Genomic DNA, 17,857 nt, shown 5'->3' with positions numbered 1-17,857 from the left:
TTATAGTAATTTTAGCAAAGATAAAAAAATAGATGATAGATAGGGACTTAGGGTTCATAGACTTTGAATTAAATTTATTAGTATTTTTGTATAAATATTAAGCGTTATGAGACAATTAACTGTTACAATTCCAGACGATTTTTACGAAACTTTTATTAGTTTTTTTAAACATGTTCCTGATGTTTCTATTGATGAAAACACTGCGAATGAAATTCCGCTATGGCAACAGGAAATGGTTTTAGAACGATTGAAAAATGCTAAACCAGAAGATTATATTAGCTGGGAAGAATCTAAAAAAAGACTCAACACTAAATGGAATAAATAAATGTATGAAATAATTATTCTCATACGCGCTGAGCAAGAAGTAGATGAGACTGCTGAATATTACGAATCTTTATCAAATGGCTTGGGAACAAAATTCTTTAATGAATATCAAGATTATGTAGACACTTTAATAACATTTCCTTTTTTCGAGGAAAAATATAAAACAGTTCGTACATTACCATTAAGAAAATTTCCTTACACTATTCATTTTACAGTTGATGAGGACAAAAAAATAGTTTTCATTCTAGCGTTAACATCCAATTACCAAGATCCAAATATTACAAGAATAAAATAATAAAAATGGGAGTTATAAAACTAAAAAACATTCGAACTTTCTCCTACCACGGATGTTTAATTGAAGAAGGAAAAATTGGATCTGATTACACTGTCGATCTAAAAATTAAAACCAATTTACAAAAATCAGCACAAACAGATCATTTAGCTGACACAGTTGATTATGTACATTTGAATAGAATTGTTACTGAAGAAATGGCAATTCGTTCGCATTTATTAGAACATGTGGCCAAAAGAATCAATATTCGGGTACTTGCAGAAATAGAAATGATAGAAAAAACAACGGTTTGGGTTTCTAAAATAAATCCTCCTATTGGTGGTGATGTTGAATCAGTTACTATAAAAATGACGGAAATTAGAAAGTAATTCTTTCAGGTAAAAAACTAATTTTTTAAAATAGTTACTTTTAAAGTTTTGAATTTTAAAGATTTTAGTTACTTTTGCCATCCGTTCAACTACGGCGTCGTGGCCGAGCGGCTAGGCTGGGCTCTGCAAAAGCTCCTACTCCGGTTCGAATCCGGACGATGCCTCTAAAACCTTCAAGGAAACTTGGAGGTTTTTTTATGATTAATTTTTAGAAAAAATTAGATAAAGATTTACGTTCGAATCCGGACAATCCTCTAAAACCTTCAAGGAAACTTGGAGGTTTTTTTGTGCATATTTTTTTCGCATTTTATGTAATTTCTGAAATGATAAGATTGCATCAAATCCGCAATTATCTTTGTCAAAGTTTGAAACTTTGACAAAGATTTAGAACATAAAAAAAACCTCCGAAATTCAGAGGTTTAATTTTATATTTTAAGGTTATTAACAACTACTTTTTTTCAATCTTCTCAAAAGCATTTCTAACCATTTCTTTTTCACCTGGAAACCAGCCTTGTGTTATTAAAACCAATCCAAAAATCATTAAAACAATACTAATTACTTTTTTAATTTTTAGAATATTTCTTGGTGTCATTTTAGATTTTAATTGTTTGGCTAATAGTATTTTAATACAATCAACTAGCAAATAAGTAATAATAACTGAAGTAAAAAAAGTAAACATTCTTGAGTTTTGCATTTCTAATTTTGGTCCCACAGAAATGATAACTGCCAGCCAAAAACCCAAAACTCCAATGTTAATAACGTTGAGTAAAAAGCCTTTTATAAACAAACTACCATAATTTCTTTTTATAATATCACGATCTATTTCTTCGTCATCAATTTTTTCTTCATTTCTTAATCTTACGAAAGAAATAATTCCATAAGCCACCATTATAATTCCACCAAAAATAAAGAGTGCCGGTTTATCTTTTAAACTCTGAATTAATCTGTAACTCCCTAAATAAGCAATTGCTATAAAAAAAATATCACCTAATACTACACCAAAATCAAAGACAATTGCAGCTCTGAACCCTTTTGTAATACTGGTCTCTAATAGTATAAAAAATACAGGGCCTACCATAAAACTCAGGAAAATTCCCCATGGCAGCCCAGCTAAAATATCATTTATCATTCAAATACAAATTGATTTATTTTACTTCTTCAATCTTACCACCAAGAACAGTTTTTTGATTGATTTGTTTTGGTTTTCCGTAAATGTAAATAGAGCCTCCTGCGCTAACTTTTGCATCAACAAGAGTAGAAGCATTCACATCTGCTTTTCCTCCCGCAGAAACGCTTACTTTAGTTTGAGAGGTCGCTAATTTACTTCCTAAGAAATATCCGCCGGCTCCTAAACTTGCATCAAGGTTATCTGCTTTACCGGTTGCAGTGATTTCACCGCCAGAAACAGAACTTACTTTCAACTTATCAACATTCAAATCTACATTAATTTTACCACCTTCCTGAGCACTTACTTTAAATGAAGTTGCTTTCAATGTTTCCTTGCTCGTAACTTCTGCACCTTCATTCACATCGATTAATTCAATGTGTTTATAATACAAAGTCACTTCGAGATCATTTCCTGAAAGAAGTTTTGGAAAAGGCATTCTTATTTTTAAAATACCATTTTTATTAACAGCTTCTAATTCTGTTTCTCTTGCTCCTTTTATAACAACTTTATTTTCAGAAGACTGAACTAGTTTTACACTTAATTTATCATAAACTTTCACTGTATCAAAATCACCTAATTCTTTAGTAACCTGACCAAAAGACATTTGTGCAATAAAAATTGCAGCTCCTATTAATAACTTTTTCATCTCTCTATTTTTTAATTTAACAACTATTCTGCTCTTCTTAAAAAATGGAAATCCAGTTGTTTTTTAACCAAATCTGCATTTTTTACTTTAACATAAATTTCATCTCCCAATTGCAATATACTATTTGAAGTTGCGCCAACTAAAGCATATTGCTTTTCATCGAAAGTATAATAATCATCTTTAATTTCTCTGATTCTTACCATTCCTTCACATTTGTTAGAAACAATTTCAACATAAATTCCCCATTCTGTAACTCCTGAGATAACTCCCAAAAATTCTTCGTCCTGGTGATCCTGCATGTATTTAACCTGCATGTATTTAATACTATCACGTTCAGCATTTGTTGCTAAACTTTCCATATTAGAACAATGCAAACATTTTGTTTCATAAACTTCATCATCTACAGAAGCTCCATTATCCAGATAATATTGTAGCAAACGATGTACCATAACGTCAGGATAACGACGAATTGGCGAAGTAAAATGACTGTAATAATCAAAAGCTAAACCATAATGACCAATATTATCTGTTGAATATTTGGCTTTACTCATACTTCTAATTGCAAGAGTATCAATTAAGTTTTGCTCTTTTTTCCCATTTACTTCTTCCATCAATGCATTCAAAGACTTCGAAATATCACCTTTGTTACGGAAATCAATTTTATAACCAAATTTAGCAATTACGGTTTGCATCGCAATTAATTTGTCTTCATTTGGTTCATCATGAATTCTGTAAACAAATGTTTTTTTCTGTTTTCCAATGTATTCTGCCACTTTTCTATTAGCCAAAAGCATGAATTCTTCAATCAAATGATTGGCATCTTTAGAAACTTTAAAGTAAACTCCTTCTGGTTCACCTTCAGCATCTAAGTTGAATTTTACTTCTACTTTATCAAAAGAAATAGCACCATTTGCCATTCTTTTCTTTCTTAAAATTTTAGCTAATTCATCTAATTTTAAAGTTGCATTTTTTATTTCATCCGAAACTGTATAAGATTCTCCTGTAATAGAAACATCAACTGGAATCGTACTATCTTTTGTTTCAATGATATATTGCGCTTCTTCATAAGCAAAACGCTGATCAGAATAAATTACAGTTCTACCAAACCATTGGTTAATAACCTGAGCATTTTCTGAAACTTCAAATATGGCAGAAAATGTATATTTCTCTTCATTTGGACGTAGCGAACAAGCAAAATTGGATAAAACTTCAGGAAGCATCGGCACTACTCTATCTACTAAATAAACAGAAGTTGCACGTTGATAGGCTTCATCATCTAAAATTGTTCCTTCTTCCAAATAATAAGAAACATCGGCAATATGAATCCCAATTTCGTAGTTTCCATTTTCTAACTTTTTGAAAGACAAGGCATCATCAAAATCTTTTGCATCTTTTGGATCTATCGTAAACGTAAGCGTATCACGCATATCACGACGTTTTGCAATTTCAGATTCCTGAATCGAAGTATCTATTTTTTGAGCATACACCTCTACTTCTACCGGAAAATCTGCAGGTAAACCATATTCAGCCAAAATCGCGTGAATCTCTGTATTATGTTCTCCTGGTTTTCCTAAAACTCTGATTACAGATCCAAACGGACTATCAGCTCTTTTTGGCCAATCTTCAATTGTAACTAAAACAACATCACCATTTTCTGCTTCTCCAATTTTATCTTTCGGGATAAAAATATCCGTATACATTTTAGGATTTGCAGTAGACACAAATGCAAAATTTGCCTGAATATCAATTACTCCAACAAACTCTGTTTTGTTTCTTTCTATAACTTCAATTACTTCACCTTCAGGTCTTTTTCCTTTTCTTCTGTTATAAACGTAAACTTTTACTTTGTCTTTATCTAATGCACGATTTAAATTATTGGTCGGAATAAAAACATCTTCTGTAAAATCAGGACAAATAAAATATGCCGTTTTTCTACTGGTCATATCAATTGTTCCTTCGTAATAATCCTGGCTTTCGACTTTTACTAAATATTTACCAGGTTCAGTCTCTATTATTTTCTTTGAAGCAGCCAGAATCTTTAAATCTTTTATAATCTGATTTCTGCTTTTTGTATCATCAAGTTCTAACTTTGCTCCTATCTGTTTATAATTGAATGCTTTATTTGGGCTTTGCGATAAAATTTTTACTATTTTGCTCGAGAAATCTTTCTCATTTTTTATCGGCTTTCTAATTTTCTTACTCATAAATCTTTTTCTTAAAAAGTTAAAATTACAAATAAGATACCACATTATAGATTTTAACAAATAAATTATTAAAAATATAACTTTCGTATCTTTATAAAAAGACACTTTATGGAAAGCTTTAAAACCATCGCAATATTTAATTATCAGCACGAAACAGTGGTTCTGAAACACTTATTAGAGCAAGAAGAAATTCCGTATTTTTTTGAGAACGAAATAACACTTTCGGTTGTTCCAATGTATACTTCGGCACTCGGCGGAATTAAACTTAAAGTTCATCCAAACGATTTCGAAGAAGTTCAACAAATTCTGGACAATCTTAATAACCCTCTTAAAATCGTTTAAACAGTTTCTTTTTTTCAGTTTCAAAAATTTTTTTCTCTTTTCAAATTTCAAAGTTGTCAACATATATTAAATACAACAAAAAAGAAATTTTAAATTTAATTAATTTTTGATGGTTATTATAGCTTGTTAATATGTCGAATAAATTTATTTTTAAAAGTATTGAAATGAAGTTTCTCTTAGTTATATAGAGTTATCAACATAGTTATATTTTGCTAAATGATTAATTTATAAGACTTTTTGTATTTTAATTAACAACGGTTGACAACCAAAAACACATTCAATTTGTAGATAAGTTCATATGTTGATTTTTGTTGAAAATGGCATTTTTGATATTGATAACTTTTCTAAAAATTCATCAAACTTTATTAGGTTTTTTGATTCCGGTTTTGGATTAGGTTTTTTTTCGACACAACCAAAAAATACTTCTAATTTTCTATCTTAACTTATTAACAAATAATGTTAATTTAAAGTTAACTGAATATCAACGAATTAGGTTTAGGTATTAACATTCTAAAATTTTAACAAAAAAGTAAAATATTCTTAACTGATTTACAGATAATTACAAGTTATTAAAATTGTTGATAACGTATAAGATTTTGATATGAAGTAAGTTATAAATTTAGTTTTTTTTACCGCTAATTTCACGAATGTACACGAATTATATTGATTTGTTAAATTGTGTTCTAAAAAGGTTTAAAAGAAAAATATTAGTGAAAATTAGCGGAATTAGTGGCAACCATTTATTAATTAAGTAAATTTGCAATACACAACTTAATAGTATTTAAAATGAAAATTTCGATAGGAAACGACCACGCAGGACCGGATTATAAAAAAGCAATCGTTGCAATGCTTAAAGCAAAAGGATATGAAGTAACCAATTACGGAACAGATTCTGAAGATTCTGTTGATTATCCTGATTTTGGACATCCGGTAGCAAATGATGTGTCTGAAGGAAAAGCTGATTTTGGAATTGTCATCTGCGGAAGCGGAAACGGAATTGCCATGACCGTTAACAAACATCCAAAAGTAAGAGCTGGTTTATGCTGGACTAAAGAAATTGCTTATTTAACACGTTTACATAATGATGCCAATATCGTGAGTATTCCGGCACGTTTTACCTCGATTCCACAAGCAGTAGAAATTGTTGAAACGTTTTTAACAACCGCATTTGAAGGAGGAAGACACCAAAACAGAGTGAATAAAATCGCCTGTTCGTAAAAAGTCAAAAAAATCGGGTGCTACGCACCTATAAATAAACACACCGGGTGGATTTTTAATTCATCCGGTTTTTTATTTAAAAAGCTTAAAAATTAATAAATTAACTAACTGATAAATAGTTATTTGTAGAGTTGTTAACAATGGAAATGTTTATATTTTATGGGTTAATTTTAGATAAACCAATACAATTTGAAGTAAAAGAATTATCCCAAATTTAACAATAAAAGAAGATTTACTCGTTTTATGTCTAAACAATAACATGGCTAACAATAATCCGATTGAACCTCCAAAAAAAGCGATTGTAAATAATGTATTTTCAGGAATTCGATATCTGTTTTTAATGGCTAAATATTTGTCATATCCAGCAATGACGAAGGTTAGGCAAGTTACAATTAAAAAATACGCGAATAAAACTTCCATAGGCTTAAAATTAAAAACAAAGATATTATTTTAGCAGAATTATTGATTAATTTGCTTCTTTATTTTAACAAGTAAATTATATCATTTTGTAATTAAGAATTATTTCATTAAAAGTTATGACTAATATTCAATTCATTGCCAAGACTGTTCAAACAGCAGCGATTAACATTCAAAACACGGTAAAACTGTTAGAAGAAGACTGTACGATTCCGTTTATTTCCCGTTATCGAAAAGATACAACCGGAAATCTTGACGAAGTTCAAATTGAGCAGATAGCAAAACTTCATAAAGAATATGAAGCGATTGTAAAACGTAAAGAAGCAGTTTTAAAATCGATTGAAGAGCAAAAAGCACTTACACCCGAATTGAAGCAAAAAATAGAGCAAAGTTTTGACCTACAAGAAATTGAAGATTTTTATTTACCTTTTAAAAAGAAGAAAAAAACAAAAGCCGATGTAGCTCGCGAATTTGGTTTAGAACCATTGGCAAAAATAATCATGTCAGAAAATGATGTTGATGTTGATTTTATTTCGACACAATATTTAAATGAAAATGTCATTAATGAAGAAGCCGCAATGCAGGGCGCACGTGATATCATCGCCGAATGGATTAATGAAAACATTTATGTTCGTAAACAACTGCGACGATTATTTAGTAGAAAAGCGACAATAGGAACTAAAGTCGTAAAAAAGAAAAGCGAAGAAGAAGGAGCCCAAAAATTCAGTCAGTATTTTGATTGGGAAGAACCGTTGACAAAAGCACCATCTCACCGATTATTAGCAATGCTTCGTGCAGAAAATGAAGGTTTTGTAAAAATGAAAGTTGATGTTGATATCGATGAAGCTTATGATATTATTGACGAAATAATCATTAAAAAACAAAATAGTACAACGGCACATTTGCAATTGGCGATTGAAGATAGTTACAAACGATTATTGAATCCGGCAATTGGAAACGAAACCTTACAAGAAGCTAAAGCTAAAGCTGATGCCAACTCCATTCAGGTTTTTGCGAACAATTTAGGGCAGTTATTATTAGCGCCGCCTTTGGGCGAAAAACGAATTTTGGCAATCGACCCTGGATTTAGAAGTGGTTGTAAAGTAGTTTGTCTGGATGAAAAAGGCGATTTATTATACAACGAAACCATTTATCCACATGCACCGCAAAATGAGGAAGCAATGGCGATTAAAAAAATTCGTTCTATGGTAAATGCGTATCAAATTGATGCCATTTCTATCGGAAACGGAACGGCTTCGAGAGAAACTGAATTTTTCATAAAAAAAATCGCTTTTGACAAACCCGTTCAGGTTTTTATCGTTTCTGAGGCTGGAGCTTCGGTATATTCGGCATCAAAAATTGCACGTGAAGAATTCCCAAATTACGATGTTACCGTTCGTGGTTCGGTTTCTATCGGTCGACGACTTTCAGATCCTTTGGCCGAATTGGTAAAAATCGATCCAAAAGCCATTGGCGTAGGCCAATACCAACACGATGTTGATCAAACTAAACTAAAAGAAGAATTAGACAATACGGTAATTCGCTGCGTGAACTCGGTTGGAATTAATATTAACACGGCTAGTAAACATTTGCTAAGTTATGTGAGTGGAATAGGAGAGAAGCTTGCAGAAAACATTGTGCAATATCGTTCAGAAAACGGACCGTTTGAAGATAGAAAACAACTTAAAAAAGTGCCTAGATTAGGCGATAAAGCGTATCAGCAAGGTGCGGCTTTTATTAGAATTTCGAACGCAAAAAATCCGCTGGATAATTCGGCAGTACATCCTGAAGCTTATCCGGTTGTGGAGAAAATGGCAAAAGATTTAAATCTTTCGGTAAACGACTTAATTGCAAACAAAGAGAAAACCGCCTTAATTAAAGCCGAAAAATATATTACACCGGAAATTGGTTTATTAACTTTAAAAGACATCATAAAAGAGCTTGAAAAGCCAGGATTAGACCCAAGAAAGTCTGCGAAGGTTTTTGAATTTGATGCAAATGTAAAATCAATCAAAGATTTAAGAACCGGAATGATTTTACCGGGAATTGTAAACAACATTACCAACTTTGGCTGTTTTGTTGATATCGGAATCAAAGAAAGCGGATTGGTTCACATTTCTCAGCTAAAAGCAGGTTTTGTAAGCGATGTAAATGAGGTTGTAAAATTGCACCAGCATGTTGACGTAAAAGTTACTGAGGTGGATGAGGATAGAAAGAGAATTCAGTTGACCATGGTTTTGTAGAAAATTCTAATAAAAGCTAAATTCCAAATTCCAATCCAAAATGGAATTGCTAAACTTTAAAAATTAAAATCCCAAATTACGATTGTAATTTGGGATTTTGTGTTTTGGGATTATTTCAAAATCACCTTTTTGGTAATACTTTTATTTTCGTTTGAAATTTTTATCAAATACAATCCAGACGATTGATTGGCCAAATTAATTTCGGTGGTTTCGGCATTTGTTTTTTGTTCGGAGATAATTTTTCCTTGTGGTGAAATTACTGAAATCACAGATTTTTCGGGAGCAAAAACGGTAAATTTATCGGCACTGGGATTTGGATATAAAGTAACAGTCGAATTTTCTAACTCAAATTTATCATTTGATAATGTTGCATTCAATGGTAAATAAAAGTTACCCGTTAATAACAAAGAATATAATGTTTTTAACGTGTGATTAAAATAACTGTTAGGCTCGTTTAAGTTTTTTAAATCAGTATAAGAAGCATCAAGATGCGTTTGATTTTCTCCTCCCATCGCAGCGCAGGCAAACGCTCCAACAAACGTGGCGTTATGCCATTGTCCTATTAAAGAACCATTTTGATTATAACCATCTTTAATATTTGCAGATCCGCCAAGGTTTACGCGAACAAAATCGGATGATTTTTTAGAATAGGTTTTGGCATCGGCATTGCCAAACCATAAATAATCTACAGCAATACGCCATGGAGTTCTGGCTGCATCATACGTATAGGTCTTTCCTCCGTTATTATAGCCTCCAGCCGCAGAAGAATAAGCTCCGGATGCCATACACCAGTCAGAAACCAATCCACCGGTGGCATTATTTACAGTTAAATTATTGTTGATAATTGTATACGATTTTGCAATAACCGAATTCCAAAAAGAAACATCATTAGTAAAAGTTCCAAAAACTCTGTAATAGGCTGGTGAGAAATAAGAAGGGTTGGTGATTGTGCTTCCGCCGAATTGGTCTCCGGGCTTTAAAACAAAAGTATTTGCTTCGACTTCATGTGCTTTAATAGTAGCGATTAATGTTTTGGCATCCGCTTTATAATTGATATTTCCGGTGCTTGCCCACTGATAATCGGCTACGATAAGAGCAAAAGCTGCGTCCAGTTCAGCATCTGTTGCACCATTGGGGCCGTCAATTCCGGAACAGCCATTGATTTTCCAGTTCATAACACCGTTTGAATTGACATTGTCTTTATAATACAGCCAAAGTCCGTCGAAGAGCGTTTTATCGGCCATATAAACAGACAAAAGCATTCCATAACCAATTCCTTCAGAAACAGTTTTAGAAGGATCGTCAAATTTTATTCGTTTTCGGCCATTTGTACAATCTGCAACAAAATTGTTTTTCCAGGTATCATAATTAGTCTGAGCATCCTGGCTATTTTTATTGGTTGCCATAAGGCCATTACTATAAACTTTGTTGGCAGGAAAAGGCTGGGTAGGAGTTTGTGAATAACTTTTGAGACACAAAAATGCAATACTTACTAAAAGTAGGTTTTTCATAAAATATTATTTATTTGATTTAGGGACTCTAAAAGTAAGAATTTTTAGATATAAAAAAAATCCCAAACAACAATTCTAAAATTGTTGTTTGGGATTTTCAATAAATTTGAAGGTTATTATTTAGTTTCCTCTTCTTGTTTTTTAGCAGGCGCAGGTTGATCGTCTTTAGCAGCGTTTTTAAATTCCTTAATTCCACTTCCTAAACCTTTCATTAATTCTGGAATTTTTTTACCTCCAAAAAGTAATATCACAATACCTACTATAACAAGGATTTCTGTAAGACCTAATCTTCCCATGGTTGTATATTTAATGCCGAAGCAAATTAATTCTTAATTTTGACGCAAAGTTATATAGAATATACGAACAACAAGTGTTTTTGGATTAAAAATTTATTTTTTAGAGCGTTAAATATTTTATAAAATAAGTAAATTAATACGCTTGCCAATTTTTGTCTGATATTAACAAGGCGATTAATTATTATATTTGCGAGTATATCTTATAACAATGGCAAGGAAAAAACGCGATTTACGGAAAAAATTATATACCAAAAACCGATTGGTAATTTTGAATGAAGATACTTTTGAAGAGATTTTTTCATTTAAACTAACCTTAATGAATGTTTTTGTAGTTTTTTCTTTGGGTGGAATATTCTTAATATTAGTAACAACTTTTATTATCGCTTTTACGCCATTAAGAGAATTTATTCCGGGATACTCTTCAACGCAATTAAAAAAGAACGCAACACAATTGGCCATTAAATCAGATTCTCTGGCTGTTGCTTTAAAGAAAAACGAAGCTTATATAAAAGGAATTCAAAAAGTATTGAGAGGCGAACTGGATTATGCAAAATTCAATAAAGATTCTATTTTATCAGAAGCAGAAGAGACTCCGTACCTTAATATGAAAGCCTCAGAAGAGGAAATGGAATTGAGAGAAGAAGTAAATAATATAGAAAAGGAGTCAGGGTCAGGCGGTAAAACGGGAAATAAAAACAAAAAAGCCAAAAAATAATCAATACAATGTCAATTAAATCAGTAGCAGCAAAATTATTTGCCGGCAAAATATACCATCAAACCAAAACCTGGGCCAATAAACCTGTTGAAACACAATTGGCAGTTTTTAAGAATTTAATCAAAGATGCAAAAAGGACTGAATTTGGTATTGATCATCATTTTGATAAAATAAAAACATACGAAGATTTTAGAAAAAATGTTCCGGTTCGCGATTACGAAGATTTAAAAACTTATATCGACAAAGTTAGAACGGGAGAGAAAGATATTCTCTGGAAAGGGAAACCACTTTATTTTGCCAAAACATCCGGAACAACATCCGGGGCAAAATATATTCCGCTTACCAAAGAATCAATGCCTACGCACGTAAATGCAGCACGAAATGCTATCCTTCATTATATTAATGAAACCGGAAATGCAGATTTTGTAGACGGAAAAATGATTTTTTTGCAGGGAAGCCCTATTTTGACTGAAAAATACGGAATTAAATTTGGAAGACTTTCCGGAATCGTGGCGCATTTTGTTCCTAAATATCTGCAGAAAAACCGAATGCCTTCGTGGGAAACCAATTGTATAGAAGATTGGGATACAAAAGTAAATGCAATTGTAGACGAAACGATTAAAGAAGATATGTCGGTTATTTCCGGAATTCCGGCCTGGGTTCAAATGTATTTTGAGCGTTTACAGGAAAAAAGCGGTGGAAAAAAGATAACCGAGATTTTCAGGAACTTTAATCTGTTTATTTACGGTGGCGTAAATTACGAACCATATCGCGCCAAGTTTGAACAAATGATTGGTAAAAAAGTCGATAGCATTGAGTTGTTTCCAGCTTCAGAAGGATTTTTTGCCTATCAGGATTCACAAAAAGAAAAAGGAATGTTGTTGCTTTTAAACTCAGGAATTTTTTACGAGTTCATTAAAGCCGATGAATTTTTTACAGAAAATCCAAAAAGACATACTATTGGCGAAGTAGAAACAGGTGTAAATTATGCTTTAATAATTTCTACAAATGCCGGACTTTGGGGATATAATATAGGAGATACAGTTCAGTTTACGTCTTTGTTTCCGCATCGTGTAATTGTTTCGGGCCGAATTAAACATTTTATTTCTGCTTTTGGCGAACACGTTATTGCCAATGAAGTCGAAAAAGCGATGAAAGAAGCAACCGAAGCAACAAAAACGGTTATAAACGAATTTACAGTTGCACCACAAATTAATCCGTCAGGCGGATTACCCTATCACGAATGGTTTGTAGAATTTGAAAATGAGCCGGAGAATATGCAAGTTTTTGAAGAAGCAATTGACAATTCGATGCGAAAACAAAACATCTACTACGATGATTTAATTACCGGTAATGTTTTAAGAAAAGTGGTTGTTACCAAAGTGTCTAAAAACGGATTTCAGGAGTATATGAAATCGCAGGGAAAATTAGGCGGACAAAATAAAATTCCGAGATTATCAAACAATAGAGATATTGCAGATAATTTGAAATAGAGAGCAGTTTATATTTATGAAATATAAATATTATTTAAGACCGGGATATAAATCTCAAGATCTGTTAATAGAGATATTTAGTGGTGCCGAAGACGAATGTTTTCTCACAGACCTATTAGATTCAATTTCAGAAATAAATCCAAAAGTTGATAAAATGAATGACCTTTGGATGAATGATGAAATTGAGATAGAAGTTAGCTCGGATATTGGTTTATTCTATGTTTCAAAAGACATTTGGGATCTGGCTTTTATAATGTCAGATAATAATCAGGAATGTATCAACAAGATAAATTTGATTTTACTAAAAGATAAAAATTTCCATAAAGCAGAAGTTAACTTCGAAGATTATAAATAATAATACAATAATAAATAGTTTAGAATTATCAAATAAGAGCGATAATTTGAAATAGAAAACTTAAGATAAATTCTTCTTCTAAATTTTTTAAATTGCAGATAATAAGTTACTTACTATAAAATTATATTGTAATAACAGTTTAGTAATAATGATGTTTTGCAGAGTTAACGTTTTTAATTCCTATTTTCGCTAAAATTAATAATACTCAGATTAATCTTCTAAAACGGAAGATTTTTAAAATATAAAGCATGAAAGAAACCAAACATATATCAAGATCAAGAGCGCAGGAATCATCTGCAGCAATTGAAAAAATGTACATAACAATGCGCCACTTATTCAACCGTGGTTTTTATAAACCTATGGGAGTTTCTGGTGATAGTTTACGCGAATCATTATTGGCCTTACGTCCGGAAATTTACGGAAACATTGGTGAAGAAAAAGTAGAACTTAACGGTCTTTTATACGTTATAGAGCGTCTTCCGATAGGAATTGAACAATGTCGATTTATTAATTTAACTTCAGATGAAGGATATTCTAAATCACACTTTCAGGCCATTGTTCCTCCAAAAAGAAGAAGAAATTGTTACCGAATTGATGAGGAACAAATGAATGTTGAAATCACCAGAGGACGATCTGACATTTATGATATTCTGACGCATTTGACTTTTATTTTTATCGAATCGCACAAAATAAAAAACAGAGTTTTATTGGATGACGGTGGCGAAGTTTCGCGCGATTGGATGAAATTGGAACAAGCTGTATTGCAAACGAAAAAGCTTTCTTTAATAGAAAAAGAAAAAGCAATCTCACATGTTGCTAATATTTTAGGCAGAACATTTGAAGAAGTTCTGGATATTTATGATGCTTTTGGATCAGAAAATGCTCCGGATCGTTTTCTGCACGTTATTTATTGGTTAGGGAAACTAGCGATAGAAGAAATGATCGATAATAACAAACGTACAATCACTTTTAGTCCTGTTTTGAGAGAACGTCTTGGACATCATATTCATGGTGAAATCTGGGCAACAAATATCAAGGAAGTTTTAAAAGCAAATAGTCTTTTAAAGCGCCCAATTCATGTGATAAGTGCGAATATGCATAGTGTAATGAATTCGATTTTTGCAACGCCGTTGTTGAAAACAAAATTCAAAGACAAATCTGATTTCTTTATTTATGAAGAACTAAGCAAGTCTGGCGCAAAAGAACTTAGAGCACACGTTGAAGAACTGGCGTTGAAAAACGGAATGATTTCATTACCGGATAGTTCAGGAACAAATATTGATGTTCAAATTTTTGACACGGCCAAAATTGACTGGTCAAAAACGGCATTTTCATATGGAAATATAGATGAAGAAAAACCTGTAATCATTGTAATGGATTATGCATTTGGCGAGCAGGCTTACGAAACTATCGACGAACTTTTAAAACCATATAAAAAAGAAACGTTACTAAATGTAAAATCAGTTTCGATAATGGGTAAAGCCGGAATCCTGGAAGGCGGAAAAGGCGATATTATGATTCCGTCTGCACATATAAATGAGGGAACGGCAGATAATTATTTCTTCGAAAATGAATTAACAGGTGCTATGTTTGAAGGTAACGACATTGCTGTTTTTGAAGGCGCAATGGTTACTGTTTTAGGAACATCATTGCAAAACAGAGATTTGCTAAAATTCTTTCATGAGTCTACCTGGGGAGTAATTGGTCTTGAAATGGAAGGTTCTTATTATCAAAAAGCAATACAATCGGCATCAAAAATTAGAAAAAGCGTACCACACGATATTAAAGTTCGATATGCTTATTATGCTTCAGATAACCCACTGGAAACCGGAAGCACACTTGCTTCGGGCGGATTAGGAACAACTGGTGTAAAACCAACTTATTTGATTACTATTAAAATTTTGGAACAAATTTTCAACGTAAAATAAAAACTTAAATGAGTACAAAAGTACCCGAAAATACCACAGATCAGGAAATTGATATTTTTCAGCTTTCAAAAAGTATTGGTAATTTTTTTGATAGAATTAATGCTGCAATTTTTCAGTCGATTCAATTTTTTGTTCGAAACTGGGTTGTTGTTTTGATTTTGCTTATAGTTGGTTTTGGTTTTGGATGGTACTTAGATTCTAATAAGAAATCATTTGAAAATCAGGTAATTGTCACACCAAATTTTGGAAGTGTTGATTATTTGTATGCTAAAATCGATTTAATTCAATCTAAAGTTATTTCGGGAGATACGTCTTTCTTAAAAAATGTGGTAGGAATTTCAGATCCAAAATTAATTAAGAAAATAGAGATTAAACCTGTTGCCGACGTTTATAAATTTATTGAAGACAAAGAGCAAAACTTCGAACTTATAAAATTAATGGCTGAGGTTGGCGAAGTAAAAAAAGTTTTAGAAGATAATGTAACGAGTAAAAACTATACTTTTCATACAATTTCTTTCGTTTCAGGTGAGGCTATAAATGAAAAAGAAGTAGTTGAACCGTTGATGAAATATTTGAATGATTCTGAATATTTTGCCGCAATTCAAAAAATAGGATATAAAAATCTGGAACAGCAAATTGCTCAAAACGATACGATATTGCTGCAGATAGACAATGTTTTGAACGGATTTTCGAATAAAGTAAAAGGAGGTTCAAACAATGATAAACTGATTTATTACAACGAGAATTTACAGCTAAACGATATTATAAAAACCAAACAAAAATTAGTTACAGATCAGGGAGAAAACAGATTAAAATTAATAAGTTTTGACAAAACCATTAGAGAAATTAATTCGACGCTTAACATAAATGATAATAAAATTACAAATGGAAAGCTCAAATTTTTATTTCCAATTTTCTTCATATTTATTTTTGTTCTTATCAGCTTATTTTCTAAATTTTACAGCAAACAGCAGAGAATTCATAATACAAAATCAATTTAAAGGATATTCTCTTTAACATACACCAATTGAAAATCAATATTATATTTGAGAAATTATCTCGAAACCCATTTTTAAAACAAAGTTTTGCCACTTTGCTTTTAAGGGTTTTTGGAGTTCTCTTGTTATTTGGTTTTACGGTCCTTCTAACCAAATCTTACAGCCCAAAACTAGTAGGGCAATATGATTTCGCAAGATCGTTTTTGATATCGGTTAGCAGTATTTGTATGTTGGGCTTTGATCAGTCCATTTTATATTTTAAAGGGAAATTAGCCAGTGACAATGCGATTTCAGAATTGAAAAAGATTTACGCTAAAATGGTAAAGATGCTTTTTGCAACTTCTGTACTTGCATTCATTATAATTCTAATGATCGATGACGAAATAGTGAATGGTTATTTTAGTGATTCTGAGGTATATCTTATTTTTCTAAAAGGTGCTGCAACCTTATTTTTTTACGGCCTTTCAATATTAAATACAGAAGTCATAAGAGCTTTAGATAAACTCTACATTGCAGAATTATTCAGAAACATTCTCAAATATATACCGCTCATAATAGGTTCTATCGTTTTGCTTTACTGGAATAAAGAAAACTATTTGGTTGATGTTTTCTTTTGGGGATTTGTTTTATTAGCAATAGTGAGTTCAGCATTGGTTTTACATTATTTTAGAAAAGTAAAAATTGTAAAAACAGCTTACAGTATTTCTAGTAAAGAAATTTTTTTTAAATCATATCCAATTGCGATTAGCAGCATGGCTATGTTTTTATTAATGTGTTTTGATATTATGTTTTTAAAAAAGTACCGTAATGATGAAACAGTTGCCTTTTATTCTATTGGAGTCAAATTAATGACTATTGTTTCTGTAGTTATTTTGTCAATCAATATTACGATTTCAGCTAAAATTTCAGAATATTTTTCAAGTCAGAACAAAGCAGAACTAACAAAAACATTAAGAAATAGCTCGCGCTTAATTTTCGGAATTACAGTTCCGGTAATTATTGCAATGTGCATTTTTTCAGAAAATATTCTGAACTTTTTTGGCCATCAATATGTGGTCGCCCAACAGGCATTTTTAATTTTAATAATAGGTCAGGGAATTTGTTCTGCATTTGGAGCCGCTCCTGTTTATCTAAATATGACGGGAAGACAGCATGCTTTTCAGGTTATTTTGATAATCGCTTTTATAATTAATTTTATGATGAATCGATTTTTAATTCCTGTTTATGGCATGAACGGTGCCGCAATTGCGTTTGTTTCCAGCTCTTTTTTCTGGAATTTTATGGTTGCGATAATCATTTATAAAAAAGATAAGATAATAGTTTTTTTGAATTAAAATGA

At 31.7% G+C, this 17,857-nt stretch carries 18 protein-coding genes and 1 tRNA gene; 13 read left to right on the top strand and 6 right to left on the bottom strand.

Annotated features, from left to right (window positions below):
- The first annotated feature begins 106 nt into the window (after positions 1–106).
- The 4 genes from RT99_RS11635 to RT99_RS25330 all read left to right on the top strand — a co-directional run bounded on the left by RT99_RS11635 (position 107) and on the right by RT99_RS25330 (position 1,148).
- The gene (locus RT99_RS11635; RefSeq protein WP_042564909.1) at positions 107–325 is read left to right on the top strand and encodes a hypothetical protein; all 219 of its coding nucleotides are present in this window, start codon (positions 107–109) and stop codon (positions 323–325) included.
- Entirely contained in the window at positions 326–619 is a 294-nt protein-coding gene (locus RT99_RS11630; protein WP_042564908.1) for a type II toxin-antitoxin system RelE/ParE family toxin, read from the top strand. It begins immediately after the preceding gene.
- A gap of 5 nt (positions 620–624) precedes the next feature.
- On the top strand, positions 625–984 hold the full coding sequence (gene folB / locus RT99_RS11625) for a dihydroneopterin aldolase (RefSeq protein WP_042564907.1): 360 nt from the start codon (positions 625–627) through the stop codon (positions 982–984).
- A gap of 93 nt (positions 985–1,077) precedes the next feature.
- Positions 1,078–1,148 (top strand) — tRNA-Cys (locus RT99_RS25330).
- Between the two features lie 284 nt (positions 1,149–1,432).
- Here the strand turns inward: RT99_RS25330 and RT99_RS11620 are convergent.
- Genes RT99_RS11620 through rnr form a run of 3 tightly spaced genes read right to left on the bottom strand, consistent with a single transcriptional unit; the run spans position 1,433 to position 5,002 of the window.
- On the bottom strand, positions 1,433–2,113 hold the full coding sequence (locus RT99_RS11620; protein ID WP_042564906.1) for a LysE family translocator: 681 nt from the start codon (positions 2,111–2,113) through the stop codon (positions 1,433–1,435).
- Positions 2,114–2,129: 16 nt separating this feature from the next.
- On the bottom strand, positions 2,130–2,798 hold the full coding sequence (locus tag RT99_RS11615; RefSeq protein WP_042564905.1) for a head GIN domain-containing protein: 669 nt from the start codon (positions 2,796–2,798) through the stop codon (positions 2,130–2,132).
- Positions 2,799–2,821: 23 nt separating this feature from the next.
- The gene (gene rnr / locus RT99_RS11610) at positions 2,822–5,002 is read right to left on the bottom strand and encodes a ribonuclease R (protein ID WP_042564904.1); all 2,181 of its coding nucleotides are present in this window, start codon (positions 5,000–5,002) and stop codon (positions 2,822–2,824) included.
- Between the two features lie 108 nt (positions 5,003–5,110).
- Between rnr and RT99_RS11605 the strand changes: the two genes are divergently transcribed.
- Both RT99_RS11605 and rpiB read left to right on the top strand, forming a co-directional pair.
- Positions 5,111–5,344 (top strand): putative signal transducing protein, encoded by a 234-nt coding sequence (locus tag RT99_RS11605; protein ID WP_042564903.1) that lies wholly within the window; start codon positions 5,111–5,113, stop codon positions 5,342–5,344.
- Between the two features lie 786 nt (positions 5,345–6,130).
- Positions 6,131–6,562: a ribose 5-phosphate isomerase B gene (rpiB, locus tag RT99_RS11600; RefSeq protein WP_029271350.1), complete on the top strand. Its 432-nt coding sequence runs from the start codon at positions 6,131–6,133 to the stop codon at positions 6,560–6,562.
- Positions 6,563–6,712: 150 nt separating this feature from the next.
- Here rpiB and RT99_RS11595 read toward each other — a convergent pair whose 3' ends face one another.
- Positions 6,713–6,982: a DUF1294 domain-containing protein gene (locus tag RT99_RS11595; protein ID WP_042564902.1), complete on the bottom strand. Its 270-nt coding sequence runs from the start codon at positions 6,980–6,982 to the stop codon at positions 6,713–6,715.
- Between the two features lie 116 nt (positions 6,983–7,098).
- On the opposite strand from RT99_RS11595, the gene RT99_RS11590 reads away from it, so the two are divergent.
- The gene (locus RT99_RS11590; protein WP_042564901.1) at positions 7,099–9,222 is read left to right on the top strand and encodes a Tex family protein; all 2,124 of its coding nucleotides are present in this window, start codon (positions 7,099–7,101) and stop codon (positions 9,220–9,222) included.
- A 110-nt stretch (positions 9,223–9,332) separates the two neighbouring features.
- On the opposite strand, the gene RT99_RS11585 is transcribed toward RT99_RS11590, so the two are convergent.
- Positions 9,333–10,733, bottom strand: coding sequence for a glycosyl hydrolase family 8 (locus tag RT99_RS11585; protein ID WP_042564900.1), 1,401 nt, complete (start codon positions 10,731–10,733; stop codon positions 9,333–9,335).
- 116 nt (positions 10,734–10,849) lie between these two features.
- Positions 10,850–11,029, bottom strand: coding sequence for a twin-arginine translocase TatA/TatE family subunit (locus RT99_RS11580; protein WP_042564899.1), 180 nt, complete (start codon positions 11,027–11,029; stop codon positions 10,850–10,852).
- Positions 11,030–11,237: 208 nt separating this feature from the next.
- Here RT99_RS11580 and RT99_RS11575 point away from each other — a divergent pair, with 208 nt between their 5' ends.
- From RT99_RS11575 to RT99_RS11550, 6 genes are all read left to right on the top strand, one after another.
- Positions 11,238–11,744 carry a hypothetical protein gene (locus tag RT99_RS11575; protein WP_042564898.1) on the top strand — a complete coding sequence of 169 codons (507 nt, stop codon included), beginning with the start codon at positions 11,238–11,240 and terminating at the stop codon, positions 11,742–11,744.
- An 8-nt stretch (positions 11,745–11,752) separates the two neighbouring features.
- On the top strand, positions 11,753–13,237 hold the full coding sequence (locus RT99_RS11570; protein ID WP_042564897.1) for a GH3 auxin-responsive promoter family protein: 1,485 nt from the start codon (positions 11,753–11,755) through the stop codon (positions 13,235–13,237).
- 154 nt (positions 13,238–13,391) lie between these two features.
- Complete coding sequence (locus tag RT99_RS25690; protein ID WP_242607195.1) at positions 13,392–13,592, top strand: hypothetical protein; 201 nt, start codon at positions 13,392–13,394, stop codon at positions 13,590–13,592.
- Positions 13,593–13,840: 248 nt separating this feature from the next.
- Positions 13,841–15,520 (top strand): hypothetical protein, encoded by a 1,680-nt coding sequence (locus tag RT99_RS11560; protein ID WP_042564895.1) that lies wholly within the window; start codon positions 13,841–13,843, stop codon positions 15,518–15,520.
- An 8-nt stretch (positions 15,521–15,528) separates the two neighbouring features.
- Complete coding sequence (locus RT99_RS11555) at positions 15,529–16,521, top strand: hypothetical protein (protein ID WP_042564894.1); 993 nt, start codon at positions 15,529–15,531, stop codon at positions 16,519–16,521.
- Positions 16,522–16,547: 26 nt separating this feature from the next.
- On the top strand, positions 16,548–17,852 hold the full coding sequence (locus RT99_RS11550; protein WP_042564893.1) for an MATE family efflux transporter: 1,305 nt from the start codon (positions 16,548–16,550) through the stop codon (positions 17,850–17,852).
- Positions 17,853–17,857: the final 5 nt, after the last annotated feature.

It is taken from the genome of Flavobacterium sp. MEB061 (assembly GCF_000834715.1).
Lineage (GTDB): Bacteria > Bacteroidota > Bacteroidia > Flavobacteriales > Flavobacteriaceae > Flavobacterium > Flavobacterium pectinovorum.
Note: the sequence above shows the minus strand (reverse complement) of the source record. Positions and strands in the feature narration are given on the sequence as shown.